We start from the raw sequence: 26,617 nt of genomic DNA on the forward strand, positions 1-26,617 counted from the left end.
TTGCCTCCGGCTTCCTTCAGATTCCGCCTCGCGACGGACACCCTTGCCCTTGGCTACGGTAGGCGCTCGCCAGCCCCCGTTCAGGACTTTCACCCTAAAGATGACGCCCATGCTGGGCGTACTACAATAAAGACCGCCCGGATTTTCTCCGGGCGGTCTTTTTGCGCTCTTCTCATTTCTCTGCAAACATCAATCGCAACCCGATCGCCGCATACAAAAGTGCCTTGGCCCTGTTAATCCATCGGGTTGTCCCGGCTCGCTCGCGCAGTTTACCGCCGACAAAACCGGCCCCCAGGGATACCAAGCTGAAAACCACAATCGCCTGCACCATAAAAATAACGCCCAAAACCATCATCTGCAAAGCCGGATTGCTTCCTCCCGGCGTCAAAAATTGAGGCAGCAGCGCCAGAAAAAAGAGCGAAACCTTCGGATTGAGCACGTTCATCAGAATGCCTCTACGATACAGCGCCCCCGCACTTTGACGAGGGACCTGTTCAAGCGACAGTGTACCCGCTCCTTCCCGCAGAGCCTGCCAAGCCAAATACAGGAGATAAGCGGCTCCCGCATATTTGACAAGCTGGAAAAGCAGTGCGGAATTGTAAAGCAGCGCGGAAATGCCTACTGCCGCGGCAAACGTATGCGCCAGCACACCGGTACACAACCCCAATGCCGTTACGATCCCCGCTTTACGGCCGTTGGATACGCTTTGTGCGGCAACAAACAAAATGTCCGGTCCCGGCGCCAGCGTCAGAAGGATGGATGCCGCCGTAAAATACAGCACGATGTGAAGATCCATAAGGATGAAGTCCTCCCTTAATCAAAAATCGGTTTATTCCGATATATACATATAAGGATGCTTCAGAACGGCTTTACGAGCTGGTGCAGAAGCCTGAATCAGGTTATAATTTTGACTGCAATCCTTCACCCAATTTTGCACAAAAAAGGAAAATGCAAAGAAAAGAGTGAGATAATGAACAGATTGATTTCTCTTCTGCAGAACGTGCCGTTGTTTCAGGATTTATCTGCAGATGAGCTGGAAGCAATCTCCCCTTTATTCGCCGAACGCCACTTTAAAAAACATACCGTTTTGTTTCGTGAAGGCGACCCGGGCGAGGAGATGTTTCTGGTCCAAACCGGGGCCGTCAAGATTTATCGGATCGATAATGCCAAGGAAATCATCCTCTCCCTGTTCAGGGAAGGAGATTTTTTTGGAGAGATGGCGCTGATCAAGCAAGGACTGCGGCGCTCTGCCAGCGTTGAAACCCTGGAGGATTGTTCCATGTATATGTTGACGCGGTCCGATTTTCAACAATTCATGGAAAAGAGTCCCCAGCTGTGCCTTCGTCTGCTTGAAGTCACAATGGAACGGCTTCGCAAAGCCAATGAGCAAATTTACGACCTGACCTTTCTTGATGTCCGCTCGCGCACGGTCAAAATGATTTGCCGGCTGTCGGAACAATACGGTACGCCAAAATCAGGAGGCATCCTCATCAATATGAAGCTGACGCATCAGCAGCTGGCCAATATGGTAGGCACCGTCCGGGAATCGGTCACCAAGGTGCTTCAGGACCTGCAAGAGGACGAAATTATCACGATCGACAAAAAGTATATCCTTGTCAAAGACAGTGAATCGTTGAAAAAACAAATTTATTAAAGAGCAGGATAACCTTGCATGAAGGTCCCGCTCTTTTTCTTGCGGCTGGTGTCAGCCCTTAAAATAGGCGTTCAAAATACGAAGGAATACGTTCGGGAACGCATACTGCTCCATCTCCTCGCGGCTGATCCAGCGGTAATGCGACGGCAGCGGCACAGGCAGCTGCGGAAACAGCGGCGAAGGCTCGGGGCGGCATACGTATACCTCCATCTCCCAGCGGATATGGCTGAAGATGTGCTCCGCCTGCATCAACAGACGAAGCGAGTCGATGCCCAGTCCGTCGCCGGCCAGATGCGAGGCCAAAGCTTCATGCGCAGCGGCCGGATCACCGGCATCGCCTGACGCAAGCGTATGCGGCAGCTCCCACATCCGGGCGAGCAGCCCTTCCGCCGGACGCTGACGGATCAAAACCTTGCCGGCATGCTCTCCGGTACCCTCGACCAATGCCGTGGTTCTGCTCTCCGGACGCGGAGGCTTGGCCTTCTTCTTAACCGGGAGGGATCCCTCCATTCCGGCTGCTCTGCCCGCGCAATGCGCCATCACCGGACAAGTCAGACAGTGCGGCGATTTCGGCGTGCAAACCAGTGCGCCGAGCTCCATAAGCGCCTGATTGAAATCCCCGGCTGCCCCCTCGGGGATCAGCTCCTTGGCCAGCTTCTCCATCAGTACGCGGGTGCCGCCTTTCATGATATCCTCTTCAATAAGAAAATAGCGCGAGAGCACGCGCATAACATTGCCGTCTACCGCAGGCTCCGGTTGATTGTAGGCGATGCTGAGAATCGCTCCGGCCGTATAAGGCCCGACACCCTTCAGCGAGAATACGTCCTCTTTCTTATCCGGTACAGTTCCGCCATAGCGCTCCTGCACTTCCCGTACAGCGGCTTGAAGATTGCGGGCACGGGAATAATACCCGAGTCCTTCCCACGTCTTGAGCACCTCCTCTTCCGGCGCTTCCGCCAACGCCTCCACCGTAGGAAACTTGTCCATGAAGCGTTCAAAATAAGGAATAACCGTATCGACGCGAGTCTGCTGCAGCATAATTTCCGATACCCAGATATGATACGGATTACGGCTGCGCCGCCAGGGAAGATCACGTTTATGCCGCATATACCAGGACAACAGCTCTGTGCTGAAATATTGTTTTTGTTCTAAACTATACATGATGTCTCCTTCTCAATGCACACGTTGTAAAGATATAATAAATTAAAAAAGGAAAGGACCGGTGCCGATGCCCACCCCCGGAGAGCTGGCCTCCCGCTTGAATAAACTGGTGATTTCCATTCTCATTGTCGGTCATCGAAAATGCGAGACGGACTGGTACCAAAAAGCTCAGCCGATTAAACACCATTCCGTCTGGCTTATCATCAAGGGCAAGGGTACCTTCACCATCAACGGAACCCACTACCCGGCCGAGCCCGGCAAGCTCTTTTGGTTCGCACCGGGCATGGTCGTGGAGCGCACCACCGATCCGGAGCATCCCTTGGAATATTACTTCATCCGTTTTCATTATACGGAATGTTACGAGGATAAGGAACAGTGGGTTTACAACAGCGCCTCTCAAACGCGGTTTCCCCTGGAGGGGATGTATACGGTGACCAATACCCCCCAGCTGATCTATCTATTTGAGCAGCTGGACGTGCTGTGGAAGCGGCGGGGGCACATGACGGCGATGCGCCGCAAAATTTTGCTGCAGGAGCTGCTGCTCACGCTGGTTACCGATTTTCGCGCGCAAAAAATTGCGGGCGATACTACCGCCGCTATCGAACTAACCCAGGATTATATGATAGGCCACTATCAGGAGCCGCTTACGCTGGAAGGCTTGGCCCAAATGGCGGGGCTGAGCGTAAGCCACTATTCCCGGCTGTTCAAAAAATATATCGGCTACAGCCCCATTGATTACTTGACGCACCTGCGCGTTGACCGGGCCAAGGAGCTTCTCGTACTGTCGGACTATCGGCTGAAATCGATCGCCGGCAGTGTAGGCTATACGGACGAATTTTATTTCAGCCGCATTTTCAAAAAAGTAACCGGAGTCTCCCCGCGGGAATATGCAAAAAACCATCGGATCACTTCGGGGAACTGAGCCGCAGGGACAGCGGCTCTCCAGGGTATTCCGGTACGTTTGACTTCCCTACCGAAAAAAGTGTACTCTCTCTTTAGTAAGCGAGAACGTACCCTGTTGAGCAGTCGTGAGCTGGCTGATGATTTGCTGCCGGCGGAAAGGCTATCCTTCCGCGCAGTCAGCGCTTTTCAGGCAGCCGCGAAATGAATTCGGGATCGGCTAAGAGGTGTAACCATGAGCTACAAACAAGCGGAAGCCGCCTATCGGAAGGCAGCGCCATATACCGCTTTTCTATATATTTGGGGCCTGCAATGGGCGCTATCGGCCGCATTGCAATTTCTTGCGCAATGGCGGGATCTTGAGCCGCTACAGCCGGTCGTGATGTGGACGGCCCTGGCGGCGTCGGCGCTTCTGCTGCTTAGAAGATTTCGCCGGAGTGAAGGAAACCTTACCTTAAACCGCGCCTTTGTAGCGCTTTTTGTTGCGGTACTGCTGGCTGCGGCAGGGATCTATGTGCTGGCTCGCTGGAAAGGAATCGATCCGTTGATGTGGCCGCTGTTGAAGGGCGCAGCGCTGACTTTGGCTTATGCGTGGCTTAGCCGCCGGTTAGGACGCCCGCTGCTGTATCTAAGCTTATGGATGCTGGTTTTAACTGTAACCATTGCTTGGTCGTATCTGGGTTTTGCACAGACTGCTCTCGGAGGGTTCGGCGGACTCAGTATGATGGCTCTGGCATGGATGATCGGAATGTGGAACAGGGGGATGAGGTACGAATGAAGCGTAAGAACACTTGGGCCGCTCTCTCAATGGCGTTAATGATGGCGGTCGTGCTCGGGGCATGCACGCCCCAAAATAGCCCGGCGCCGTTTGGCGGCGACGGCAAATCCTCCGGCGGCATGACGGAGGAGCAGGCGATGGCCGGAGCAAGCGATACGGTGAAGGCGCTCTATAAGCAGAACTGCTTGTCCTGCCACGCAGGCAATCTGGAAGGCAAGGTCGGCCCAAACACAAACCTGCAGCAAGCAGGGGCACGATTGACCAAAGAACAGATCGTGGGGCAGATTAATCGGGGCGGCAGCGGGATGCCCGGCTATCAAGGCAAGCTCAAGCCCGAGGAGATTGATGCGCTCGCCGACTGGCTGGCCAGCAAAAAATAAACGGATGCAGCAGCAAACAAGCAGTCTCTCTCGGGACTGCTTGTTTGTTATTTACGCAGCGGGTTTTAGCCAAACTCTCCCTCTCTGCACTCCATGATGGCATAAGCCATAGCTGTCGTATCCGTGTGCGTGATGCTTAGATGAATCGCGACCGGACCCGTCTCGCGCTCCGGGAGGAGTCCCGCATGCCGCAGCCGCTCAAGCGCCGTCTCGGATAACCGGCAAATCGGCTTGCCCTTCGGATCGGGCAGTACCTCCATGTCCTGAAATGAGAGCTCTTTGCCGATGCCGCAGCCGATCGCCTTGGCCACGGCTTCTTTGGCCGAGAAACGGCCTGCCGTAAATTCAGCCAAACGCCCCTGTCTGCCTGCAGCCAGCTCTCGCTCGCGGGTTGTCAGTACCCGCTCCATGAACCGCCTGCCCGCAGGCTGCTCGAGAATCTTGCGCACGCGCGCAATATCCAGCAAATCGGTGCCGATGCCGATAATCATGACGCCTGTTCCTTTCTTGTTTCGCGTTCCGCTTCACTTGGTGGTACAATGTGATTTGGCTTCGTAGCTTAATCGTATCCGATCCGGAAATGAAGTTCAAGGAGGACAAAGTTTATGGAAGCAAACGAGAAGCAGCGGCTTTTGCACATGGACCGTCAGCATGTATGGCATCCTTTTACCCAGATGAAGGATTATGCCGATACGGATCCCATCTTGATCGAGAAGGCGGAGGGCATCTACCTGTATGATGCGGATGGGAATCGTTACTATGATACAAACTCCTCATGGTGGGTCAACGTACACGGCCATGCGCATCCGCGCATCCGGGAGGCTGTGAACCGTCAGCTTGCTCAAATGGACCATGTGATGTTCGCCGGCCTCACGCACCGCCCCGGCATCGAGCTGGCCCAAAGATTGGTGGAGATTACGCCGTCCGGGCTGGATCGCGTGTTTTACTCCGACAACGGCTCCACTTCCGTGGAAGTGGCGCTGAAGATGTCGTTTCAATATTGGCAGCAAACCGGCCGGACCGGCAAGACCAAATTCGCCTTCGTGGAGAACAGCTATCATGGCGATACGATCGGCGCGGTCAGCGTGGGCGGCGTGGAGCAGTACTTCAATGTCTTTCGTCCCCTGCTGTTCTCGGCTTTGCAGGTACCGTCTCCTGACGTACGCAAGGCAACGAGCCCCGAGGCTTGTGTCGCCGAAGCGCTTGAGGGCGCACGCAAGCTCTTTGAATCATCGGCGGACGAGCTCGCTGCGCTGATCGTAGAGCCGATGATTCAGGCTGCGGGGGGAATGAACATGTACCCCGCAGCGTATTTGCAGGGATTGCGTAAGCTGTGTACGCAATATGAAGTGCATCTGATCGCTGACGAAGTAGCGGTCGGATTCGGCAGGACAGGCCGGATGTTCGCTTGCGGTCACGCAGGGATCGCGCCGGACTTTATGTGCCTGTCCAAAGGGCTTACGGCGGGCGTGCTTCCCCTCTCCGCCACACTCACGACGAATGCCGTCTTCGACGCATTCTATGATGACTACGTGAAGCTGAAGACCTTCACGCACGGTCACAGCTTCACAGGCAACCCCCTCGCCGCGGCTGTGGCGCTGGAATCGCTTCGCATCTTTGAGGAGGAGCGCGTTATGGACCATGTCCAAGGTGCCGCGGCTCACCTCAAAGAACAGCTCAAGCGGTTCGAAGCGTTCCCCGGGGTGGCCAACGTGCGCAGCCTCGGCATGGTTGGCGCCTTCGAGCTGTATAAAGACCGCGACGCCGGAATCCGCTTTGATTTTGCCGAACGGATCGGCTTCCGCGTCTATCTGGAAGGACTGAAGGAAGGCCTGTTCCTGCGCCCCCTCGGGGATACGATCTATTATTGGCTGCCCCTGTGCACCACCAAGGAACAGATCGAAGATATTATCGCCCGAACGGAAACCGTACTGAAGCGGATGGGCTTCTAACCGGGCGCATGGCAAAAACCACCTTGTTACCGAAAGCAGGAGTCTTATCCATGCTTTGCGGCTGCAAGGTGGTTTTAGGTTCAACGGCCTTTAAATCCCAGGGATGGGGGCCCGCTTGTGCTCGGTCTTTGCATACTGCTTCTCCAGCTTGGCCTGCGCTTCCGGCGCAATGGCCTTGCCCTCCAGGTAGTTGCTGTTGTCGTCATAGGTGATCCCAAGCTCCTTCTCGTCGGTCTGTCCTTCCCACAGCCCTGCTGTCGGAGCCTTGTCCAATACGCTTTGCGGAACGCCCAATTTCCCGGCCAACTGACGTACCTGACGCTTGTTCAAGGTGCTTAGAGGGGTAATATCGACTGCGCCGTCGCCGTACTTTGTAAAGAACCCTGTGATGGCTTCCGAGGCATGATCCGTTCCGACAACGAGCAGATTCAGCTCAAATGCGATCGCATATTGAACGACCATACGCGTTCTGGCCTTTACATTCCCTTTGCCCGCGCGGCTCAAATGGCGGTGAACCCCGATGGATTTCAGACCGTATTCGGCCTCGAGCGCGATTTCGTTGACCGCCTCTTCAATATTCGTTTCCATCCGATACGTCAATTGAAACGCTTCGGCTACAGCATAGCTGTCGGCTATATCCTCCTGCTGCCCATAAGGCTGGAATACGCCCACCGTCTTGTATTCCCGGCCTTTCTCCGCAGTAAGCTCATCGGTCGCCTGCTTGCATAAGCCGGCCGCCACCGCGCTGTCGATCCCTCCGCTGATGGCGATCAGCAGTCCTTCAACCCCGGCCTTGAGCACATACTCCTTCAAAAAGTCCACTCTTTTGCGAATTTCCGCATCGGCATCGATCTCCGGCTTCACTCCGAGTTTAGCGATAATGTCCTGCTGCAGGCTCATGTGTCAACACTCTCCCACTTGTTTTTCTTATCAGTATACCATTTCGCCCCGCATTACGTAAAAACTCCCACCAGATGTCATATCATCTGGTGGGAGTTGAGGTCAAACGCGCTATTTCTTACTTGCAGTATTCTTCAAAGGCACCGATCAAATCGTTGGCGATCATCTCAGCCGAGCGGTCTTCGATCTGGTGACGTTGAATAAAATGCACCAGCTCGCCGTCCTTCATCAAAGCAATGGACGGAGAAGACGGAGGATACGGAGCAAAATATTCACGAGCCTTAGCCGTTGCTTCCTTATCTTGGCCGGCAAATACCGTGAACAGGCGATCCGGCTTCACTTCATTCTGAAGCGCTTTGGCTACGCCCGGACGGCATTGGCCTGCCGCACAGCCGCATACGGAATTGACGACGATCAAAGCCGTCCCTTTCATATCATCAAGCGCCGCCGATACTTCCTCCGGCGTGCGGAGCTCCTCCACACCGATCCGGGTCAGTTCGTCTCTCATCGGCTGAACCATATCTTTCATATAATTTTCAAACGACATGGACATGTTACGCTTCAACTCCTTTTCCCACACCATAAATGGTTATTCAACTTCATATCACCATTATACATCGGCATGGTGGGAAAGCAAAGCGCTCTAAATAGACCGCGCGAAAACTCCGCTGTTGTGCCTATTTGTCCTCTTCCGCTTCCCCGCTCTGGAACGCCGGATAAGCGACATCCTTATCGGGATGCATGAAAGGAACGCCCTGGGGAACAATGCCCTTTTCGAATATCTCTTTATTTTCCGCCGTATGAAAGCCTATATCCTTATAGGGATGGACCCATCCGTCCCCCGACAGGATGGCCGGATCGGTGTTTTGGCTCCACTGCTCCAGCGGCGAATGCTCCGACTGATATTCATGGTCTCCGATAAGCACCCCATGCTCATTCACGAACGGCTTTCTAGGCCCCCGGTTTTGTTCAAACTCCGGCCGAAAATTAATTTCAAACGGATCCAGCTCCGAATCATTCCTGCGGTTATAAGAAATATCAGTCCTCGCCTGATCATACGTGGCGTCTTTCGTACCTTTAGTCTTGTCGTTCATATAAGCCCTCCTCCCTTAAGTCCGCAATTAGACGGACGGACGGTTCGGCCCGCTCAGCTTTTTGTCCATGATGCCGCCGCCTGCGGGATCGGCGCTATCGTTCCGCTTATTCCGGGCGGCTTGTATGCTCTGTTCCTTGGATGCGTTGGCACCGCTGTTTGACTTAGCCATATGAATCATCTCCCTTCCTTAAGCTTTAGTATGCTTTAGCCGAATAAAATTCAATCAGCCCTTTGGGACAATGAATCCGGAAATTGCAGGAACCCTATGGCCTCACGCGAACAAAATTCATGAAAAAAAACTCCTTCGGTGATCAGCCCGAACGGAGTCCCTTTTCTAAACTTTACTGCCGCCTTACCCCAAACGATATTCTAAATCCTTTCATGAAACCTGGTAATGCTGTGTGACTAAAACAATGAAAGCCCTGCCTCTCTTCCATCCTTGCGGCTCCGAAGACCGCGCCAGTGTGAATCAGTATTACAACAATGTTGAATCATGGGCTCCTGACGATCACGATTTGCGGAAAAAACGTTCTTCTCGAGGAAAATCTCAAGTTAGGGGTTATGCGGGGGTGAAATGCTGCTCTTTGAGCATCTAATTATTATACCATAAAATATATAAAAGGCAAGTTCCGTATTCTCATCTGGGCCCGCAGCCTTCCATTTTCCCCTTCAAAAATCGGGTAATCTTATTTTATAACATACAAGGCTTCATGAATTTTCCAACGAATCCCACTCTGATTTGCACAAAAAACGGCAAATTCGAAGCATACAGAGTGAAATCAGCCATTAATGCATACAAATAGAGTTCGTACACGGTGAGATTACCCCTGATTGCCACGACCGCTGTTTGAGGGCATACTTTCGCATCGTTTATAATACATATTATAAATTGTTAATATTTTTGACAAATTTTGAACATTTGGAGGAGGTGTACCTATCTTCCCTCATGCAGGGGATAGGGATTGATTGAGTAGTGACCCGTTACCCTTATTATTTAACGCGGTTTTGATTATTGTGTTGGTGCTGTTGAACGGCTTCTTTGTTTCTGCCGAATTTGCCATGGTCAAGGTGAGGAGCAGCCGTCTCGAAACGCTCGCCCAAGGAGGCAATATCCGAGCCCGTTTTGCACAGAAGATTACGGGAAACCTGAACGCTTATTTATCGGCCTGCCAGCTTGGGATCACACTGACTTCCCTTGGACTTGGCTGGCTGGGAGAGCCGGCCATCGCAGCATTTATCGGTCCGGTGCTGAAGGATTGGTTTCAATTTAATGATGTTGTCATTCATACGCTTTCCTTTTTAATCGCTTTTTCTCTCATTACCATCCTGCACATTACACTCGGCGAGCAGTTCCCCAAAACGTACGCTATCCGCCAATCGGAGAACGTTACCCTATGGTCTGCCGCGCCCATTATCTTTTTTTACAAGCTGATGTTTCCTTTCATATGGCTGCTGAACGGAATATCCAACTGGATGCTCAAGCGCGCGGGAATCGAACCGGCGACCGAGCACGAATCCGCTCATACCGATGAGGAAATACGCATACTGGTGAAAGAAAGCCACAAAAGCGGATTCATTGACAACACGGAATTAACGCTTTTTGATAATATATTTGAGTTTACGGAAACGAATGCGCGCGAAATCATGATTCCGCGGACAGAGATGGGCTGCTTGTACGCCAACCTTACGTTCGAGGAAAATATGGCCATTGCGCTGGAGGAAATGCGTACCCGTTACCCGGTGTGCGATCCGGACAAGGACAATATCATCGGGTTTGTGCATATTAAGGATTTGATGAAGGCCAGCAAAGGCTTGTCCGACATTCGGCTGCTTGCCCGTCCGATCACCAAAGTGCCCGAATCGATGCCGATCAGCCATTTACTGAAGCTAATGCAGAAGAAAAAGGTACAGATCGCGCTGCTCATCGATGAATACGGCGGAACCTCGGGGATGGTTACGCTGGAGGATATTCTCGAGGAAATTGTGGGTGAAATCCAGGATGAATTCGATCCGGATGAACGCCCGAGCATTGAGAAGAAGGACGAAGCCACGCATTCCATCGACGGACGTCTGCTGATCACGGAGTTAAACGAAGTATTCGGTTTGGACATCGGGTCGGAAAATTATGATACGGTTGGCGGCTGGATTTATTCCCAAGTGGAAATCCCCCCTAAAAAGGGTCAGACGGTGCTTTACGGCGATCAATATGAATTTATGATCGAAGAGACCGACGATCTGCGTATCGCCCGGATTACCGTCCGGAAGCTGCAACAATCTCAAACCCAAACCGCATAATGGACTTATTCAAGAGGCCTACAGGCCTCTTTTTTTCGTTGAGGCTTATAAAAGATGACGTTTAAAGCAAAAAGGGGTAAGATAAGCTACAGAAAATAATGGCAAGGAGCGGCTGCATATGTCTTATGATGTAATGATTATTGGCGGGGGACCCTCCGGCTTGATGGCGGCCATCGCGGCCAGCGGTCAAGGAGCACGGACGCTGCTGATCGATAAAGGTGATAAGCTTGGGCGCAAGCTCGGCATCTCCGGCGGCGGACGCTGCAACGTGACCAACGCCAAAGAACTGGACGAGCTGATCAAGCATATTCCCGGCAACGGGCGTTTTTTGCACAGCGCTCTTGCTGCCTTCAGCAACCGCGACATTATCGACTTCTTCGAGGGAATGGGGATTCGGCTCAAGGAGGAGGACCGCGGACGCATGTTTCCGGTGAGTGACAAAGCGAAAACTGTGGTCGATGCGCTCGTGGGCCGGGTAAGGCAGCAGGGCGTTGCCATTCGCGTGAACACCCCCGTGCGGAGGGTGCTGTATCAGGATGGCCAAGTCCTGGGAGCAGAGCTGTCCGGCGGTGAACAGGTGAAAAGCCGGGCGGTTGTGTTAGCCACGGGAGGCAAATCGGTGCCGCATACAGGCTCAACCGGTGACGGCTATGCCTGGGCCGAGGAAGCCGGACACACCATCACCGAGCTGTATCCGACAGAGGTTCCGCTCGTTTCCAAAGAAGCGTTCATTCAGAGCAAAGAGCTGCAGGGCCTTTCGTTAAGGGACGTCACGGTATCCGTCTGGAATCCCAAAGGAAAAAAAATCGTCGAGCACGAGGGGGACCTTCTGTTTACCCATTTTGGCATATCCGGCCCTACCGCACTTCGCTGCAGCCAGTTTATTGTGAAGACGAAAAAACAGTTCGATGTGAGTACGGTGAAAATAACGATCGATTTATTTCCTGAGAAGACAGTGGAAGAAGTTTATGCGGGATCTCTTCAATTGGCCCGAAATGAGCCTAAGAAAGCGATCAAAAATATTCTAAAAGGATTTTTGCCGGAACGGATGATCCCCATTATTCTGAAAAAATCGGGATTAAAAGAAGAAACGACCTACGATAATATTCCCAAGCAGCCTTGGTCTGCCATGGCCTCGCTGCTTAAAGCTTTTCCGATTCAAATTTCCGGCACCCTCTCGATTGAAGAGGCTTTTGTTACCGGCGGAGGCGTCCATCTGAAAGAAATCGATCCCAAAACCATGCACTCCAAACGAAAGAACGGGTTGTTTTTTTGCGGAGAAATCCTTGATGTGCATGGATATACCGGGGGATATAACATTACTGCGGCATTTACCACCGGATATACGGCAGGCATGAGTGCGGCCCAATACGTGAAGCACAATCTATAACAGCGCAAGTCCGGCTATCCTCTCTCCGGCATCCTCTTTATTCATTGGCGGTAAAACGACAACGGTTAGCGAGCCTGCCGGAGCTTCCGTAAGCCCTGCATCCCGGATCGACAGGAATCCTTCTTTTACTAATTGCTGAAGCTGCTCCTCTTGGCCCTGGAGCACGACTTTCTTTTGCCCCCTGTGCAGCCACGCTTGAAACAGCTCATGATACCTGTGGTCATTTAACAAATAGTGCAGCGTCATGGTCGTAGCCGCATGGGCTACCTGAGCCGCCATTTTTCCGGGAGACATGGCAAGCTGTCCGTTAACAACATAGTATTGCACAATATCCTGATCCGCTTGTTCCATGGGAAGTTAGCTCCTTTCCTCAGTGAGGGATTCATCAAGCTGTACACCTTTTACCTCTTTATGTCTATGAATCTTGCAGCTCAAAATATGCTTTAAACATCGTTCCTAGGCTGAGAACATATCCACGCCGGCAGCTGCAGCTCGGCCTCTTCCTGTTCAGGCGGAAGCGACGGAGGCTCCTCGTAATAGCGTGTGAGCATGATACCTATCCGCATAGCAAAAGCCATAAGGCTGCCCGCCTGGGCGGCCTTATGGCTTTTGCTCGGAAAAAGGTTCAATATGCACGTGAACGTTGCCGATCCGATGCTCGTCCAACATTCTCTTTTCGATCTCATCGCTAATTTCATGGCTTTGACCTACAGAAAGCTCGGAGCTGACCTCTACGACGACATCCAGCAGGACATTGCTGCCGTGAACCCTGGCGCGGATATCCTTGATTCTCTTTACCCCAGGAGTCTCTTTGACCGTATTGCGGAATACCCGCAGTCTCTGAGCATCAAAGCCGTCGGTCAGAGCATGCGTAGCATCGGAGAAAACATCCCACGCCGTTTTACATATAATGATGCCTACAACAAACGCTGCCGCCGCATCGAGAATCGGAAAGCCCATCCTGGAGCCGATAATCCCAACGGCCGCCCCAATGCTCACCAATGCATCCGAACGGTTATCATAGGCCGCGGCCATCAGCGCCTGATTCCCGATTCGCTTGGCAAGCCTGCTGTTATACACATAAACTCCCCACATAATGACCGCACAGCCCAGGGCAATCCATGCCGCAAGCATATCAGGTGCCGTCCGCTCGCCTGCCATGAAGCTTTTGCCCGCTTGAATTACGACCTGCAGGCCAGCCACCGCCATAATGAAGGAAGCGACCATCGAGGCGATCGTTTCCGCCCGCATATGTCCGTACGGGTGATCCCGATCCGGTGGTTTTCTTGAAATTCGCAGGCCGATCAGCACAGCGATTGAAACGATAATATCCGTTGCATTGTTTATTCCGTCTGCCGTAAGCGCTTCGGAACCGGTCACAAAGCCCATGCTGATTTTAAAAGCGGCTAGCAGGATATAAGCGACGATGCTGACCCATGCGCCCTTCTCGCCCTCTTTTAAATTTTCATAGGTTTCCACAAGCGGCTTCCCTCCATCATCCTCGATAAATCCCGTATCTCTAGATAACCTTTCTTTAAACCTCAATCATCATAACAAACGACACCCGTGTGGGTCTAGAGAAACAGTGTTTTCCCCGCTTATAAAAATAGGCCTGAGGCAACTTTATTAGTCGCGTCAAAAGTTATAGCTCTTGTCCAACAACGAAAACAGCGGCTCTCCTGCCGGGCAGGGATCCGCTGGGTTATGGCACAAGAGCTTCGGTTCCTGCCGATGATGGCGGTGGTTCCGAAGAAGCCGGTCACATATGAATACCGGCATCAAACCCGTTCACATCGTCTCCGGACGGATCGAACAGCTCTCTTTCATCATTGTATGCTCCTCCGGAACGATTGACGTACGCCGAAGCGGATACGTCCGGCTCACTGTCGAACATATCTTCGTTCACGAAATGTGCGGGGATCGGGATCAGCCCTTCCATATCGTAGGCCATCGCGAAGCCTTCGGTCTCATCGAGGGAATCCCCTACCTGAACCAATCTGCCCCCATGCGCCTGTGCGATTTCAAGCGCCGACGTCAAATCGTGGCGATCCACAACCACATGAAGTACAGGCTTGTCCGAGTGTGAATGCCCGCTGATCCGGTAACCGATCTCCTCCAGCGTATCCCGGGCAAGAATGGCCTCTTTGGGAGAATCGAATTGAAAGCATAACGGAGCGCTGCTCATAAACACGTTCCTTTCCGGTCTCATGTAAATGGAATGATACCGGATAGCATGCCCCAAGGCGTGCAGCTTATTCCTGTAGTTCAACCATCGAGCCCAAGACTGACCATCGCTCCGGCTGGTTCACGTCCGCTTCTTCCTTACGTCCTTAAGAAATCCCCCGCTGCCTTCTTACAGCAATGCCTCTTCTAACGGCCGGACCTCACAGCTCAGCAGCTTGCCGTCATTAAAAACGCACCGATACTCCGCACAAGCTCTGTTGTCCAGCATGGGCGGCAAAAAATGTTTGACATGTCCCGCCACACCGTGATTGTCCGGATGAACGACCCATTCGATCGCCTTCCAGGCCAAAATGCCGTCTTCCGTTTCAATGGGAGCTTCAGCTAACGCTTCCGTGGACGCTTCACCGATAAACACATACATGCCTCCAGCCGCTTTTCCATCCACTTCCCATGTTACGATCCCGGAGAAGCGAAGCGCATCCTCGGTCAGCTGCAGTCCCGTCTCCTCCCTGATTTCCCGAACGACGCTGGCAGCAGGCGTCTCTCCCGGTTCCAGCTTGCCTCCGACTCCATTCCACTGCCCAAGCAGAGGCGGTTTGCTCCGGTTTAACATCAATATCCGGTCTCCCTTACGAATAAACGCAATATTATATTGCAGCATCTGCCTTCTCCTCCATCCGCCTTATTTCGACTTTTTTTCCTATGCCATTTTTCCATATCACGCTTGAAAATCCTTCTTTTTCCCTAACTTACCGCCGCTCATAAAATTGTCAACCTTTTCGTATTTTGTTATCATTGACAAAAGGACTTTCCGTATGTATTATTATTAATTATTACAGACACTTTACCACTTAAAAGCTTAAAAGCCACAAAGCCACAAAGCAAATAACGGCCCCATTCGGGAGAGGAGCAAATGAACATGAGCAGGGAAAAACACAGCATTGTCGACTGTACGGTCCGCGACGGCGGATTAGTGAACAATTGGGACTTCAGCGTCCAATTCGTAAAGGACATGTACTATGGCCTGAGCGAAGCCGGCGTCGAATATATGGAAATCGGGTATAAAAACTCCGCCAAGCTCTTGAAGGGCGCAGAAGCGGGACCATGGCGTTTCCTGAACGAGGATTTCTTGAAGGAAGTCATTTCGCAGAAAACCGATACGAAACTGTCCGCTCTTGTCGATATCGGCCGTGTGGACGAGAACGATATTCTTCCCCGGGAGCAAAGCCAGCTTGATTTGATCCGCGTTGCTACCTATATCAAAGATGTGGACAAAGCGCTCGATCTGGTGACAAAGTTCAACGGCTACGGCTATGAAACAAGCCTCAACATCATGGCGCTCACCCATGTGATGGAGAACGATCTGAACGAAGCGTTCGAAGTAATCGCCAAAAGCCCGGTAGATGTCGTGTACGTCGTCGACTCCTACGGAAGCATGGATTACAAGGATATCGATTACCTCGTAACCAAGTTCCAGCGTCTTCTGCCTGAAAAAAAGCTGGGCCTTCACATGCATAACAACATGCAGCTCGCGTTCTCCAACACGATCATGGGCGCTGCCAAGGGCGTTGAATTTTTGGATGCTTCAGTCTACGGCATGGGCCGCGCTGCGGGGAACTGCCCGACAGAGCTGATCGTAAGCCATCTGAAAAATCCGAAATACGATGTTCGTCCGGTGCTCAGCATCATTGAGAAGCACATGATCGCCATGCGTGAGAAGTGGGAGTGGGGCTATGTCATTCCTTACATGATCGCAGGCGTACTGAATGAGCATCCGCGCGCGGCTATGGCGCTTCGCTCAAGTGAAGATAAAGACAATTTCACGGAGTTTTACGATAAGCTGACATCGCCGGAAGTTATGCCCGCGGGTTCGGCCGAATAATACCGCCAGCACGGCTGATTGCCCGGTTTCCTTGGTTGTGACAAGGAGCCGGGCTTCTTCGTTCTCCTCAAGCAAGACTGCTATGAATGGAGTTGTTCCGTCCATGCTTCCTAAAGTGTCCCTAAGGGCTTCGAAGAGGCTGCTGAATCCTGCGGGCGGCTATTTGACCGGCTACAGCCATACGCTTAACCCGTATGTGGGCTGCAGCTTCGCCTGCTCTTACTGCTACGTAAGGGAAATGCCCTTAGCCAAATTCCGCATGGAGCCTTGGGGCCGCTATGTAGACGTAAAGTCGACGGCGTCCGAGCTGCTCCCCAAAGAGCTGGTAAGAGCCAAACGCAAGGGCCCTGTCACGATCTTCATGTCCTCCAGTACGGACCCTTATCAGCCGGTCGAATTCCGAACGGGATTAACCCGGTCTCTGCTGGAAATGATGGCCGATGCCGACTCAGATGCATCGCCGGACTTCCTGCTTGTCCAGACACGCAGTCCGTTGGTCACGCGCGATATCGATCTGCTGGCGAGACTTGGACAGCGTGTTCGTGTGAGCCTAACGATTGAAACCGATCTTGAAGACATCCGCAGGGCATTCTCGCCCGCTGCTCCTCCCATCTCTGCCCGGCTGCAGGCGCTGCGCCGGCTCGTCGAAGCCGGCATCCCTGCTCAAGCCGCCATCTCTCCCCTGCTGCCTTCCAGTGACCGTTTGGTCGGGCTGCTTGCGGAAACCGGCATCCAACGGCTCGTCCTTGACGACTTTTTTATGGGCGACGGCAGCCAGGGGAAACGAACGGAACGGCTGGGCATCCGACAGATCTATGAAGCGTGCGGGCTTGAAGCGTGGTATGACCGTTCCTCCTATCTTCAAGTATTGGAGCAGCTTCATCAAACATTTGCAAAATACCAAATTTACGTCAGCCAAGTCGGCTTTTTACCTTAATGCCACCACTCCGACTGCTGAAAAAGCCGCTCCCCTTGATCACGAAGGGAGCGGCTTATTTCTAAAGCGCTGCAGATCTTATGCTTTCGTTCTTCTTATCTGAAATCCCGCGGAATCCGGCGCGCTTCACCCGTCAGGATGGCCGCTTCAATGATGGCATGACGAACTTTCGCAACGACATTCTCATTGAAGATACTCGGGATAATGTAATGCTCATTCAGTTCGGCTTCCGTTACTACCGAGGCGATGGCGCGCGATGCTGCAAGCTTCATCGGCTCATTAATGCGGCGGGCACGGCAATCCAAGGCTCCGCGGAAAATTCCGGGGAATACCAGCACGTTGTTAATTTGGTTCGGATAATCGCTTCGGCCAGTAGCGAAGACGCGCACATGCGGCAGCGCTTCTTCCGGATCGATCTCCGGATTCGGGTTAGCCATAGCGAAGACAATCCGGTCTGGCGCCATCGTTTGTACATCCTCAGCCGTCATGATACCGCCTCTGGACACGCCGATGAACACATCCGCATCACGAAGCACGTCCTTTAAAGTGCCCTGCTCCGCCTCGACCTGAGGCTGCTCTGCAAGCCACTGCCACATCGGGTATTGATACGTTCCACCTCGAACGATCGCACCTTCCCGATCTACAGGCACAAGCCGGGTGACGCCGGCGGCAAGCAGCATTTTGCAGATAGAGACACCTGCTGCACCGATACCGTTTACAACGACCCGTACTTGATCGATCCGCTTGCCTACCACCTTTAATGCATTCAACAGTCCTGCAATGACGACGACAGCCGTACCATGCTGATCATCATGGAATATCGGAATATCCAGCTCTTCCGCCAGTCTTGTTTCGATTTCAAAGCAGCGAGGAGAGCTGATGTCCTCCAGATTAATTCCCCCGAAGATCGGGCTGATCGCTTTAATCGTACGAATAATTTCTTCGGTATCTTTCGTGTCCAGACAAATCGGGAATGCATCGACGCCCGCCAACTGCTTGAACAGCATCGCTTTTCCTTCCATAACCGGAGCAGCCGCATGCGGTCCGATGTCGCCAAGTCCGAGTACTGCTGTCCCGTCGCTCACCACAGCCACGGTATTGCGCTTGATCGTCAATGAGTATGCCTTCTTCGGATTTTCATGGATTGCCGTACATACGCGTGCTACACCAGGTGTGTATACCCGGGACAAATCATCACGATTTTTGATCGGCAGGGTAGGCTGCGTCGTTATCTTTCCGCCTAAGTGTACCAGGAATGTCCGGTCAGACACGTTAATCAGCTTGATGCCGTCATGCTGCTTCAACGCCTCTACCACTTGACTTTCCGCCGATTCCGCCACATCCACCGTAATGTCTCGCACCGAAGAATCCTTGCCCGGACGGATCACGTCAATCGAAGTGATATCTCCTCCGGCTTTACTGATAGCCGCAGCTACGTCACCAAACGTGACTTGATCATGATTCAATTCCACACGCAAGATAATACTCGTCTGTGCCATGCTGTTACCTTCCTTTTATAAAAAATAAATATAATAAATAACGCAATAGGATCTTATAATACTCTCATGTTACACGATCAAAACCTCATGCGCAAATGAAAAACTCTAAGTACCCTTATTCATATCTTTTATCACTTTCCGTTATCGGCCTTCTGCTTCGCTTCCTTCAGCATTTGCATATTCATCGGTCCGGGATGCTTATGACGAATCACTCCGTCCCCATCAATCACAAAAGTAGAGGGATAAGAGTTTACGCGATAGGTCTTGATGACCTCACCCTTCTCATCGAGCACGATGGGAAATGTAATCCCCCACTCCTTCAGCCAAGAATCCACAACGGGCACACTGATCTCCGTCGAGGTGGCATTCACTCCAAGAATAACCACGCCATCCTTTTCGTACTCCGTATAAAACTGCTGCATATGCGGCATTTCTTCCCGGCAAGGAGGACACCATGTGGCCCAGAAATTAAGCAGAACCGTTTTGCCCCGATAGTCGGAGAGCTTGACGGATTGGCCATCGAGCATCTTTAATTCAAAATCGGGAGCTTGCTGTCCAAGCTTCAATCCGATGGAAGCGTCTTCTGCCTGAGCTGTCCCCGACTCGTGCTTACCCCATATGTTCACTGCGGCCGTCCAGATGAATGCATAGCCTATGACAAATATCGCCAACCTCTGCACTACCGGACGCAGATGACTCGACGGCTTCTTCAACATCCATACCGCCGCCAATCCTCCCGCCATGAGCGCAGTAACCCCCCATAACAAACGGTTAGTCTCCCCTGCTGCAAAAATGACGGCCCCGTAAACCGCATACCCCCCAATAATGGAGACAAGCAGCGAATCTATATATAGTACTCTGTCCAAACGTTGTTTTCGAACGGTGTACCATACATACAAGCCGGAAAGCAGCACAGCTAGCCAGATCCCTCGATCGCCGCCGTTATAATAGAGCAGCGACACGGGATTCGTCAGTACACTGCGCGGTTCAAAAAGCAACACACTTAGCTTCCAGCTAATGACCCCAATGACTATGGCGTTCAAGCCGATCGAGCTGAATGCCGCCCACATAGACGTTCCCTTTAAACGGAGCCAGCCTATTCCGAACCCCGCCGCCACTGCAGCTAGGACGAACAGCATGCTTTTTTGTATGATGAATGGTCCCCATACCCAAGTATCCATTTTGATCACCGTTCTCCCATTTGAATTTCCTCATTCTATTGTGAATTGACGGGAACATGTTGTCAAATGGTGTCCCGAACACATGATGCAGCTGAAAACCAAGCAGCGATTTGCGTCTGTGTCTTGACATATACAACCAGAATCTGCAGGAGGGATTATGATTTTGAAAAAGCAATGTACTGCCATTCTTCTCGCCACTACGGTTACTTTGGGTTTAGGAGCATTACCGGCAAAACCTGCCCATGCGGCAGCCGATGCCGTTATCGTCAGCAGCGTCAATTTCCGGAGCCAGCCGGATGTCAATTCTAAAAGCTATGGATTTTTGAAGAAAGGCGAAACCGTCGATATCCTCAGCAAAGTGAACAATTGGTGGTACAAGGTTCAAGACGACAGCGGAAAAGTCGGTTATGTTTCCACCAACAGTAAATACATCCGCACCTTAAGCTCAAGCTCCGGCGGAACCTCCACCCAGCCAAGCGGTGCCGGTACTTCCGGCAGTTCAGGCAATACCGGCACTTCCAATAGTTCAAGCAGCACCAGTTCGACCGTGAACAAGGTGATTGCTGCCGGCAAAAAATACATGGGTACCCCTTATGAATTTGGTTCCAGCCGCTCGAATACAAGCACATTCGATTGCTCCGATTTTGTCAGACAAGCCTTTAAGGAAGGAGCGGGCATTACCTTGCCGAGCGATTCGCGCGGACAAGCCTCTTATGTAAAAGCTAAAGGCGGAACAACGACCAACTGGCAGAACCTGAAACCGGGAGATCTGATGTTCTTCATGGAATACCGCGGTACCAGCTCGTCTTCCTACCCGAGTAATAAATCGAATCAACGCGTTACCCATGTAGGCATTTATCTGGGAGACGGTAAAATCCTGCACACGTACTCCAAAGCTTCCGGCGGCGTACGTATCGATTCCATCGCCGGAAAGCATTGGGAAAAACGCTTTATCTTCGGCGGCAGTGCACTATAACGGTATCATCACTTTCATGAAAAAAGCTTCGGCTGCTCAGAAGAAGGGCAGCTGAAGCTTTTTCTTTCGGTGATTTTACAAACCGAAAATCGCATCGATCATCGGCTTCGTCTCTCCACCGGGATACATAATGTATAACAGCACATAGACAGCTACGCCGGTAGGCGCCGTTAACAGCCACATGACGGCTGTCCAACGGCCGATTTTTCTGTGCTTGGCAAAATTTTTTTTAAACGCCAGAACCAAGGTCACGATTCCAAATACACCGGCCGATGTAGCCAAAGTGATATGGAAAAATAAATACAGATGATAAGCCAGCTTCAAATCCTCCGGGCCGCCAAAAGCCGTATTGCCGACGAAAACGGTACGGCTCGCATAGACCAGAAAGAAGGCCAGCGCAAAACCGGCACCCCACAGCATCATCTTTTCATGCTTTTGCCGGTTTCCTTTGATTATGTGATACCACCCGATCGCAACAAGTATGGCGCTGATGACAATGAAACTTGTACTGATTGTTGGCAATATTGCCACTTTCACATTACATCCCACCCATTCACAATTCAATAGAAATCGAATGATTTCAAACGAAACCGTTAAGCCCGGTTCACATTATCAGGTGACAAATAGACGTTATTCGTCAAGTCTTCCTCTTCTTCCGCTTTCCGTTCTCTTCGATACCACCGGAAGAATACATAGGCAAGAGCTATACCGTAGACGATTTCTTGTACGATTTTCATAATTACTCCGCCGAGCTGCTGATCATCGATCATCGGCAGAACCCAAAAGTGTATCGAGACGGAGGCATACATTTGATATAACGGGTCTTTCGCGAAGATAATCAACGCGCAGGCCGGAGTCAGTAGGATCCCGTTAAGGAAAATGTAAGCCATCTTCTTGAGGTCAGACATCGTATTGTATTCCGGCAGCGGGCAGAAAATCGGAAACCACGCTTGGAAAGCGGCGAACAGGAAAATGGCTTTATACAACGTAAGAATATTAGGGTGAACCATCAGCCAGTCCATCACCATCGGAATATGGTACATCGAGAAGATGAAATTGAAGAAGAACAAAGAAAATAACGGGGCGCTCATCCAACTCATCAAACGTTTGGCAGTCTTGCCCTTGAAGCCCGCTCTAAGGAGCCAGCCCGGTGTACCCAGAAGAAACATCGGCGGCATAATCAAATACAAAATCGACTGCTGGAACATGTGCACGCTGAACAAGTAGTGGTGCCCATAATAGGAAATCGGGCTGCCGTCAGCAGCATACCAAAGGGCCAATCCGCCCCAGAACCACAGCTTCTGTTTAAGCGATACAGGCTCACTGTCGGCAAAATCTTTGCGCCACCGTCCTACGGCTAATGTATATAAAACGCCAAGCACAATGATAAAAAGCAAAAAACCGGGACTCCACAACTGAATGAACGTAGGGACATTCCCATGGCCTGCATGGGAGACGGTAGGATCCATATCGGATAACGACTCCTTTCTTCCCCCCGGTTAGACCGGAAGTTATGTCGAATTCGTGAAAACTTTCGCATAGTTATACAAAAGAGAGGGGCTTTCCAAGAAAGCCGCCTCTCCAAACCTTTACCACCACATCCAATATACTGCAGCTACCACTGCGGTTACTGCAACAAAAGCACCGAACGCAAGCCCTAAGATCGGAACCATATGTCCGCGATCTTTCATATGCATCCAATAAGCCAATTGGAATATAACCTGAACAATCCCAATGCCGATAATGAAAACAAAGATAAATGTACGATCCAAGCCGCCATAAAGGACGACGGCAAAAGCGAGCATCGTAAGCAGGATAGAAATAATGTAAGACAGGTAATGATTCTTAGGACCTTCTAAACGGTGACGTTCACCTGTAGATGTCTGGTGTTGGTTGCTCATGTTATGGACCCACCTTCCCCATCAGATACACTACCGTAAAGATGAATACCCAAACGACGTCGATAAAGTGCCAGTATAAGCCGGCAACATAATATTTAGGCGCAGTAACCGTGGTAAGACCTTTTTTGAAGCCCATAATGATCAACAGTGAGATCCACAATACGCCGAACAGTACGTGTGCTCCGTGAAAACCTACCAAGGTATAAAACGAGGTAGCGAAGGCGCTCTTGGAGAACGTATGTCCTTCATGTACGTAATGTATAAACTCGTATACTTCAATACCCAAAAATGCAAGTCCAAGTAAAACCGTTACAGCCATCCAGGCCTGCAGCTTTTGGAAATGTCCGCGATGCAGCGCCATGGTGGCAAATACGCTTGTCAAGGAGCTCGTAAGCAAAATAAACGTCGAAAGCGCAATGAGATCCAACTGGAACAGCTGTTGTGCGGTCGGACCGTCCGGCACCTGATTGCGGAGTGCGATAAAGGAGGCGAAGAGCGTACCGAATAGTACGCATTCGCCGCCAAGGAACAGCCAAAAGCCTAAAACTTTATTTTTACCTTCCAAAGTTGCTGTTTCTGCGTGAGGTGGCAGGGCACCGCCTACTTCATGATGTGCTGCACTCATGCCTTAACCCCCTTATCATTTAACTCTTCTGGTTCGATATGGAATCCGTGATCATCAATTACAGAGCGGAAGAACATTGCAATGAGCGTGATCCCCATACCGATAATAGCTACCGGATAATGGTGGTACATAAATCCGTAACCGGCGATAAACAACCCTACGGACATAATGAACGGCAGAATGGACGGATTCGGCATGTGAATCGAGCCGATCGGCTCGGCCGGCGTCATTTCTTTGTTGCCTGCCATTTTTTCTTTCCAGAATGCATCATAACCGCGAACAAGCGGAGTTTGCTTAAAGTTATATTCCGGCGGAGGAGAAGGAATCGTCCACTCCAGGGTACGGCCGTCCCAAGGATCGGCAAGCGCATCAGCCGGTTTTCTGGCTGTTACAATAATGTTAATCAAGAATACAATCGTTCCGATACCCATCAGGAATGCCCCGATGGTACTGATAAAGTTACCTTGTTCAAGACCTACGCCCGGCTGGTACGTAAATACGCGCCGAGGCATCCCCATAAGACCAAGGAAATGCTGAGGGAAGAACGTCATATGGAACCCGATAAAGAAGGTCCAGAAATGAATTTTACCCATCGTTTCATTGAGCATGCGGCCGAACATCTTAGGCCACCAGTAATAGGAAGCTGCAAACAAGGCAAGAACCAAACCACCGACGATAACATAGTGGAAGTGCGCTACGACAAAGTACGTATCGTGATATTGAAGGTCAGCCGCCGGTACAGCAAGCATAACCCCCGTAACCCCACCCATAACGAACGTAGGGATAAAGGACGTTGCGAAAATGTTAGCTGTCGTAAAACGGATTTGTCCGCCCCATAAGGTGAAGAGCCAGTTGAAGATCTTAACGCCCGTCGGGATGGCGATCGCCATCGTCGCGACCCCGAAGATTGCGTTTCCGACAGGACCAATGCCTACGGCAAACATATGGTGGGCCCAAACCATGAAGCCCAAGAATCCGATCAACGCTGTTGCGAATACCATGGAGCTGTAACCGAACAAACGCTTCTTAGAAAAGGTCGCTACAATATCAGAGATAATACCGAAGGCCGGCAAAATCAAGATATATACTTCAGGATGACCAAAAATCCAGAAAATATGCTCCCAAAGGACCGGATTACCGCCCTTGCTCACATCGAAGAATGCGCCTCCGAACAGCCGGTCAAACATCAATTCCACAAGACCTACTGTAATGGCAGGGAAAGCAAACAAAATAAGTAAGGAAGTAATAAAAGCTGCCCAAGTGAACATCGGCATTCTCATGTATGTCATTCCCGGCGCACGCATGTTGATGATCGTTACAAGGAAGTTGATCCCCCCGATCAGCGTACCGATACCGGAAATCTGAATCCCCAGTACATAGAAGTCGACCCCTTTAAATGCTCCCGTGGGATCTACAATACCCGAAAGCGGCGGATAGGCTGTCCATCCGGCAGCCGGCGCGCCACCCAAGAACCAGGATGTATTCAGGAGTACGCCCCCGAAGAAAAACAACCAAAAGCCCAATGCATTAACAAACGGGAAAGCTACGTCGCGCGCCCCGATTTGAAGCGGCACGATGGCGTTCATAAAAGCGAAGATAAGCGGCATGGCCGCGAAGAAAATCATCGTTGTACCATGCATTGTAGTCAATTCGTTAAACGTGTCGCCGATAAATATTTGCTGGTCGGGATACGCCAGCTGAATCCGAATGAGGATCGCTTCAATACCGCCAAGCAGGAAGAAGATACCGCCTGCGATCATATATAAAATACCGATCTTTTTATGGTCCACCGTGGTAAGCCAATCCATTAGCCCAGTGTACCGTTTTGCCGAGTGTGCGTGCGCCACCGTTTTAACCTCCTTTTTCCCTGATGCTCGTTACTTCAGCGAATTCAAATATTTGATGATTTCGTCGATCTCCTGATCCTTCAAAGGAGCCATCGGATTCGGTGCATTCTCGCTGAAGGCCGGCATTTTGTTGCCCGGTTTCACAGCATGAGGATCCGAGATCCATTTTTTCAAGCTCTCGTCCGTATGAGGCAGAATTCCGGCAACAAGCTCACGGGAAGCAAAACCGTTCAAGTTCGGGCCGGCGCCGAGTCCTTGTGCATTAACGGCGTGACAGGCCAAGCAGTTGTTTTTAAAGAGCTCTTCGCCACGCTGTGCATCTGCAGGAACAGCAGCAGGCGTTTTCATCTTGGATACCCATTGATCGAAATTCGCTTGTTCCATGGATACCACTTTAAAGTCCATCAAGGCGTGAGACGCGCCGCAAAGCTCCGCACACTTTCCTTTAAATACATCTACATCAGACGCTTCCAAATAGTAAACGTTCGTCAAGCCCGGGTTCGTATCCATTTTACCGCCGAGCGACGGTACCCAGAAGGAGTGCTTAACATCGGAAGCGGTTAATTCAAAAGCAATCTTTTTATTCGTAGGAATAACAAGATCCTGCGCTGTGGAGATACCCAAGCTCGGGTATTCAAACTGCCACCAGAACGCATGCGCCGTAACTTTTACGTGAAGCGCGTCTTGATTCTCTCTGTGATCTTCCAGCACTTTGAATGTGTACTGCACTGTCGGAACTGCCAAAATCAGAAGCAAGATGATCGGAATAACCGTCCATATGATCTCCAGCGTATGGCTGCCTTCGACTTGCTTCGGAATAATGTCTTTGTCGCCTTTTTTCTTTCTAAAGCGGACCAAGACATACAAATAAAGAACAAAAACGACCACAACGACCAGCAGCATAATTCCGAAGCTGAGTTTCATCAAGAACAGCTGGTCTTCGGCTACTGGACCTCTTGGCTTCAAGGTGGAAATTGTATTGTCTCCACACCCCGTTAACAGTGCCATCAACCCGAAAAGAGGGATGAAACGCCACAGATTTTGCCATCGAATCATCTTATCAATCCCACCTTATAAAG

30 protein-coding genes are annotated in these 26,617 nt (G+C 51.3%); 10 read left to right on the top strand and 20 right to left on the bottom strand.

From position 1 onward, the window contains the following. Positions 1 to 172: 172 nt before the first annotated feature. On the bottom strand, positions 173 to 796 hold the full coding sequence (locus tag ACZYR9_RS21285) for a LysE family translocator (RefSeq protein WP_488980468.1): 624 nt from the start codon (positions 794 to 796) through the stop codon (positions 173 to 175). A 174-nt stretch (positions 797 to 970) separates the two neighbouring features. Here ACZYR9_RS21285 and ACZYR9_RS21290 point away from each other — a divergent pair, with 174 nt between their 5' ends. Further along, on the top strand, positions 971 to 1,654 hold the full coding sequence (locus tag ACZYR9_RS21290) for a Crp/Fnr family transcriptional regulator (protein ID WP_488980469.1): 684 nt from the start codon (positions 971 to 973) through the stop codon (positions 1,652 to 1,654). A 51-nt stretch (positions 1,655 to 1,705) separates the two neighbouring features. Here the strand turns inward: ACZYR9_RS21290 and mutY are convergent, their stop codons facing one another. Continuing rightward, positions 1,706 to 2,815: an A/G-specific adenine glycosylase gene (gene mutY / locus ACZYR9_RS21295; RefSeq protein WP_488980470.1), complete on the bottom strand. Its 1,110-nt coding sequence runs from the start codon at positions 2,813 to 2,815 to the stop codon at positions 1,706 to 1,708. Between the two features lie 67 nt (positions 2,816 to 2,882). On the opposite strand from mutY, the gene ACZYR9_RS21300 reads away from it, so the two are divergent. The 3 genes from ACZYR9_RS21300 to ACZYR9_RS21310 all read left to right on the top strand — a co-directional run bounded on the left by ACZYR9_RS21300 (position 2,883) and on the right by ACZYR9_RS21310 (position 4,873). Further along, a complete protein-coding gene (locus tag ACZYR9_RS21300; RefSeq protein WP_488980521.1) occupies positions 2,883 to 3,737 on the top strand; it encodes an AraC family transcriptional regulator in 855 nt (284 codons plus the stop codon). Between the two features lie 213 nt (positions 3,738 to 3,950). Further along, positions 3,951 to 4,493, top strand: a complete 543-nt coding sequence (locus ACZYR9_RS21305; protein ID WP_488980471.1) for a hypothetical protein — start codon at positions 3,951 to 3,953, stop codon at positions 4,491 to 4,493. Further along, positions 4,490 to 4,873, top strand: coding sequence for a c-type cytochrome (locus tag ACZYR9_RS21310; protein WP_488980472.1), 384 nt, complete (start codon positions 4,490 to 4,492; stop codon positions 4,871 to 4,873). The genes ACZYR9_RS21305 and ACZYR9_RS21310 overlap by 4 nt, the downstream gene beginning before the upstream one ends. Before the next feature lie 65 nt (positions 4,874 to 4,938). Here the strand turns inward: ACZYR9_RS21310 and acpS are convergent, their stop codons facing one another. Further along, a complete protein-coding gene (gene acpS, locus ACZYR9_RS21315) occupies positions 4,939 to 5,364 on the bottom strand; it encodes a holo-ACP synthase (protein WP_488980473.1) in 426 nt (141 codons plus the stop codon). 114 nt (positions 5,365 to 5,478) lie between these two features. Between acpS and bioA the strand changes: the two genes are divergently transcribed. Next, positions 5,479 to 6,825, top strand: coding sequence for an adenosylmethionine--8-amino-7-oxononanoate transaminase (gene bioA / locus ACZYR9_RS21320; RefSeq protein WP_488980474.1), 1,347 nt, complete (start codon positions 5,479 to 5,481; stop codon positions 6,823 to 6,825). Positions 6,826 to 6,915: 90 nt separating this feature from the next. Here bioA and nadE read toward each other — a convergent pair whose 3' ends face one another. From nadE to ACZYR9_RS21340, 4 genes are all read right to left on the bottom strand, one after another. Further along, positions 6,916 to 7,725 carry an NAD(+) synthase gene (gene nadE / locus ACZYR9_RS21325; RefSeq protein ID WP_488980475.1) on the bottom strand — a complete coding sequence of 270 codons (810 nt, stop codon included), beginning with the start codon at positions 7,723 to 7,725 and terminating at the stop codon, positions 6,916 to 6,918. 118 nt (positions 7,726 to 7,843) lie between these two features. Then, complete coding sequence (locus tag ACZYR9_RS21330) at positions 7,844 to 8,278, bottom strand: BrxA/BrxB family bacilliredoxin (protein ID WP_488980476.1); 435 nt, start codon at positions 8,276 to 8,278, stop codon at positions 7,844 to 7,846. A 124-nt stretch (positions 8,279 to 8,402) separates the two neighbouring features. Then, positions 8,403 to 8,819 carry a DUF3905 domain-containing protein gene (locus ACZYR9_RS21335; RefSeq protein WP_488980477.1) on the bottom strand — a complete coding sequence of 139 codons (417 nt, stop codon included), beginning with the start codon at positions 8,817 to 8,819 and terminating at the stop codon, positions 8,403 to 8,405. A 27-nt stretch (positions 8,820 to 8,846) separates the two neighbouring features. Next, a complete protein-coding gene (locus tag ACZYR9_RS21340; RefSeq protein ID WP_488980478.1) occupies positions 8,847 to 8,990 on the bottom strand; it encodes a hypothetical protein in 144 nt (47 codons plus the stop codon). 797 nt (positions 8,991 to 9,787) lie between these two features. On the opposite strand from ACZYR9_RS21340, the gene ACZYR9_RS21345 reads away from it, so the two are divergent. Continuing rightward, positions 9,788 to 11,116 (top strand): hemolysin family protein, encoded by a 1,329-nt coding sequence (locus ACZYR9_RS21345; RefSeq protein WP_488980479.1) that lies wholly within the window; start codon positions 9,788 to 9,790, stop codon positions 11,114 to 11,116. A gap of 118 nt (positions 11,117 to 11,234) precedes the next feature. Then, on the top strand, positions 11,235 to 12,506 hold the full coding sequence (locus ACZYR9_RS21350) for a BaiN/RdsA family NAD(P)/FAD-dependent oxidoreductase (protein ID WP_488980480.1): 1,272 nt from the start codon (positions 11,235 to 11,237) through the stop codon (positions 12,504 to 12,506). On the opposite strand, the gene ACZYR9_RS21355 is transcribed toward ACZYR9_RS21350, so the two are convergent. The 5 genes from ACZYR9_RS21355 to ACZYR9_RS21375 all read right to left on the bottom strand — a co-directional run bounded on the left by ACZYR9_RS21355 (position 12,501) and on the right by ACZYR9_RS21375 (position 15,351). Then, the gene (locus ACZYR9_RS21355; protein ID WP_488980481.1) at positions 12,501 to 12,857 is read right to left on the bottom strand and encodes an aminoacyl-tRNA hydrolase; all 357 of its coding nucleotides are present in this window, start codon (positions 12,855 to 12,857) and stop codon (positions 12,501 to 12,503) included. The two genes, ACZYR9_RS21350 and ACZYR9_RS21355, sit on opposite strands and share 6 nt — an antisense overlap. 92 nt (positions 12,858 to 12,949) lie before the next feature. After that, the gene (locus tag ACZYR9_RS21360; RefSeq protein ID WP_488980482.1) at positions 12,950 to 13,084 is read right to left on the bottom strand and encodes a hypothetical protein; all 135 of its coding nucleotides are present in this window, start codon (positions 13,082 to 13,084) and stop codon (positions 12,950 to 12,952) included. A gap of 22 nt (positions 13,085 to 13,106) precedes the next feature. Next, positions 13,107 to 13,985: a cation diffusion facilitator family transporter gene (locus ACZYR9_RS21365; protein WP_488980483.1), complete on the bottom strand. Its 879-nt coding sequence runs from the start codon at positions 13,983 to 13,985 to the stop codon at positions 13,107 to 13,109. A gap of 280 nt (positions 13,986 to 14,265) precedes the next feature. Continuing rightward, entirely contained in the window at positions 14,266 to 14,691 is a 426-nt protein-coding gene (locus ACZYR9_RS21370) for a hypothetical protein (RefSeq protein WP_488980484.1), read from the bottom strand. A gap of 168 nt (positions 14,692 to 14,859) precedes the next feature. Continuing rightward, complete coding sequence (locus ACZYR9_RS21375; protein ID WP_488980485.1) at positions 14,860 to 15,351, bottom strand: NUDIX hydrolase; 492 nt, start codon at positions 15,349 to 15,351, stop codon at positions 14,860 to 14,862. 258 nt (positions 15,352 to 15,609) lie between these two features. Here ACZYR9_RS21375 and ACZYR9_RS21380 point away from each other — a divergent pair, with 258 nt between their 5' ends. Both ACZYR9_RS21380 and ACZYR9_RS21385 read left to right on the top strand, forming a co-directional pair. After that, the gene (locus tag ACZYR9_RS21380) at positions 15,610 to 16,572 is read left to right on the top strand and encodes an aldolase catalytic domain-containing protein (RefSeq protein ID WP_488980486.1); all 963 of its coding nucleotides are present in this window, start codon (positions 15,610 to 15,612) and stop codon (positions 16,570 to 16,572) included. 103 nt (positions 16,573 to 16,675) lie between these two features. Then, entirely contained in the window at positions 16,676 to 17,509 is an 834-nt protein-coding gene (locus ACZYR9_RS21385; protein WP_488980487.1) for an SPL family radical SAM protein, read from the top strand. A 95-nt stretch (positions 17,510 to 17,604) separates the two neighbouring features. On the opposite strand, the gene ACZYR9_RS21390 is transcribed toward ACZYR9_RS21385, so the two are convergent. Beyond that, complete coding sequence (locus tag ACZYR9_RS21390; RefSeq protein ID WP_488980488.1) at positions 17,605 to 19,008, bottom strand: NAD-dependent malic enzyme; 1,404 nt, start codon at positions 19,006 to 19,008, stop codon at positions 17,605 to 17,607. Between the two features lie 131 nt (positions 19,009 to 19,139). Then, entirely contained in the window at positions 19,140 to 20,189 is a 1,050-nt protein-coding gene (locus ACZYR9_RS21395; RefSeq protein ID WP_488980489.1) for a peroxiredoxin family protein, read from the bottom strand. Between the two features lie 163 nt (positions 20,190 to 20,352). On the opposite strand from ACZYR9_RS21395, the gene ACZYR9_RS21400 reads away from it, so the two are divergent. Beyond that, on the top strand, positions 20,353 to 21,165 hold the full coding sequence (locus ACZYR9_RS21400; protein WP_488980490.1) for a C40 family peptidase: 813 nt from the start codon (positions 20,353 to 20,355) through the stop codon (positions 21,163 to 21,165). 75 nt (positions 21,166 to 21,240) lie between these two features. On the opposite strand, the gene ACZYR9_RS21405 is transcribed toward ACZYR9_RS21400, so the two are convergent. The 6 genes from ACZYR9_RS21405 to coxB form a co-directional block, all read right to left on the bottom strand. After that, positions 21,241 to 21,702 (bottom strand): DUF420 domain-containing protein, encoded by a 462-nt coding sequence (locus ACZYR9_RS21405; protein ID WP_488980491.1) that lies wholly within the window; start codon positions 21,700 to 21,702, stop codon positions 21,241 to 21,243. Between the two features lie 56 nt (positions 21,703 to 21,758). Beyond that, positions 21,759 to 22,634, bottom strand: a complete 876-nt coding sequence (locus ACZYR9_RS21410) for a cytochrome c oxidase assembly protein (RefSeq protein ID WP_488980492.1) — start codon at positions 22,632 to 22,634, stop codon at positions 21,759 to 21,761. A 120-nt stretch (positions 22,635 to 22,754) separates the two neighbouring features. Further along, positions 22,755 to 23,066 carry a cytochrome C oxidase subunit IV family protein gene (locus ACZYR9_RS21415; protein ID WP_488980493.1) on the bottom strand — a complete coding sequence of 104 codons (312 nt, stop codon included), beginning with the start codon at positions 23,064 to 23,066 and terminating at the stop codon, positions 22,755 to 22,757. 1 nt (position 23,067) lies between these two features. Next, on the bottom strand, positions 23,068 to 23,691 hold the full coding sequence (locus ACZYR9_RS21420; RefSeq protein WP_488980494.1) for a cytochrome (ubi)quinol oxidase subunit III: 624 nt from the start codon (positions 23,689 to 23,691) through the stop codon (positions 23,068 to 23,070). After that, positions 23,688 to 25,499 carry a cytochrome c oxidase subunit I gene (ctaD, locus tag ACZYR9_RS21425; protein WP_488980522.1) on the bottom strand — a complete coding sequence of 604 codons (1,812 nt, stop codon included), beginning with the start codon at positions 25,497 to 25,499 and terminating at the stop codon, positions 23,688 to 23,690. The genes ACZYR9_RS21420 and ctaD overlap by 4 nt, the downstream gene beginning before the upstream one ends. 69 nt (positions 25,500 to 25,568) lie before the next feature. Next, positions 25,569 to 26,594: a cytochrome c oxidase subunit II gene (gene coxB, locus ACZYR9_RS21430; protein ID WP_488980495.1), complete on the bottom strand. Its 1,026-nt coding sequence runs from the start codon at positions 26,592 to 26,594 to the stop codon at positions 25,569 to 25,571. Positions 26,595 to 26,617: the final 23 nt, after the last annotated feature.

It is taken from the genome of Paenibacillus sp. F024 (assembly GCF_057814255.1).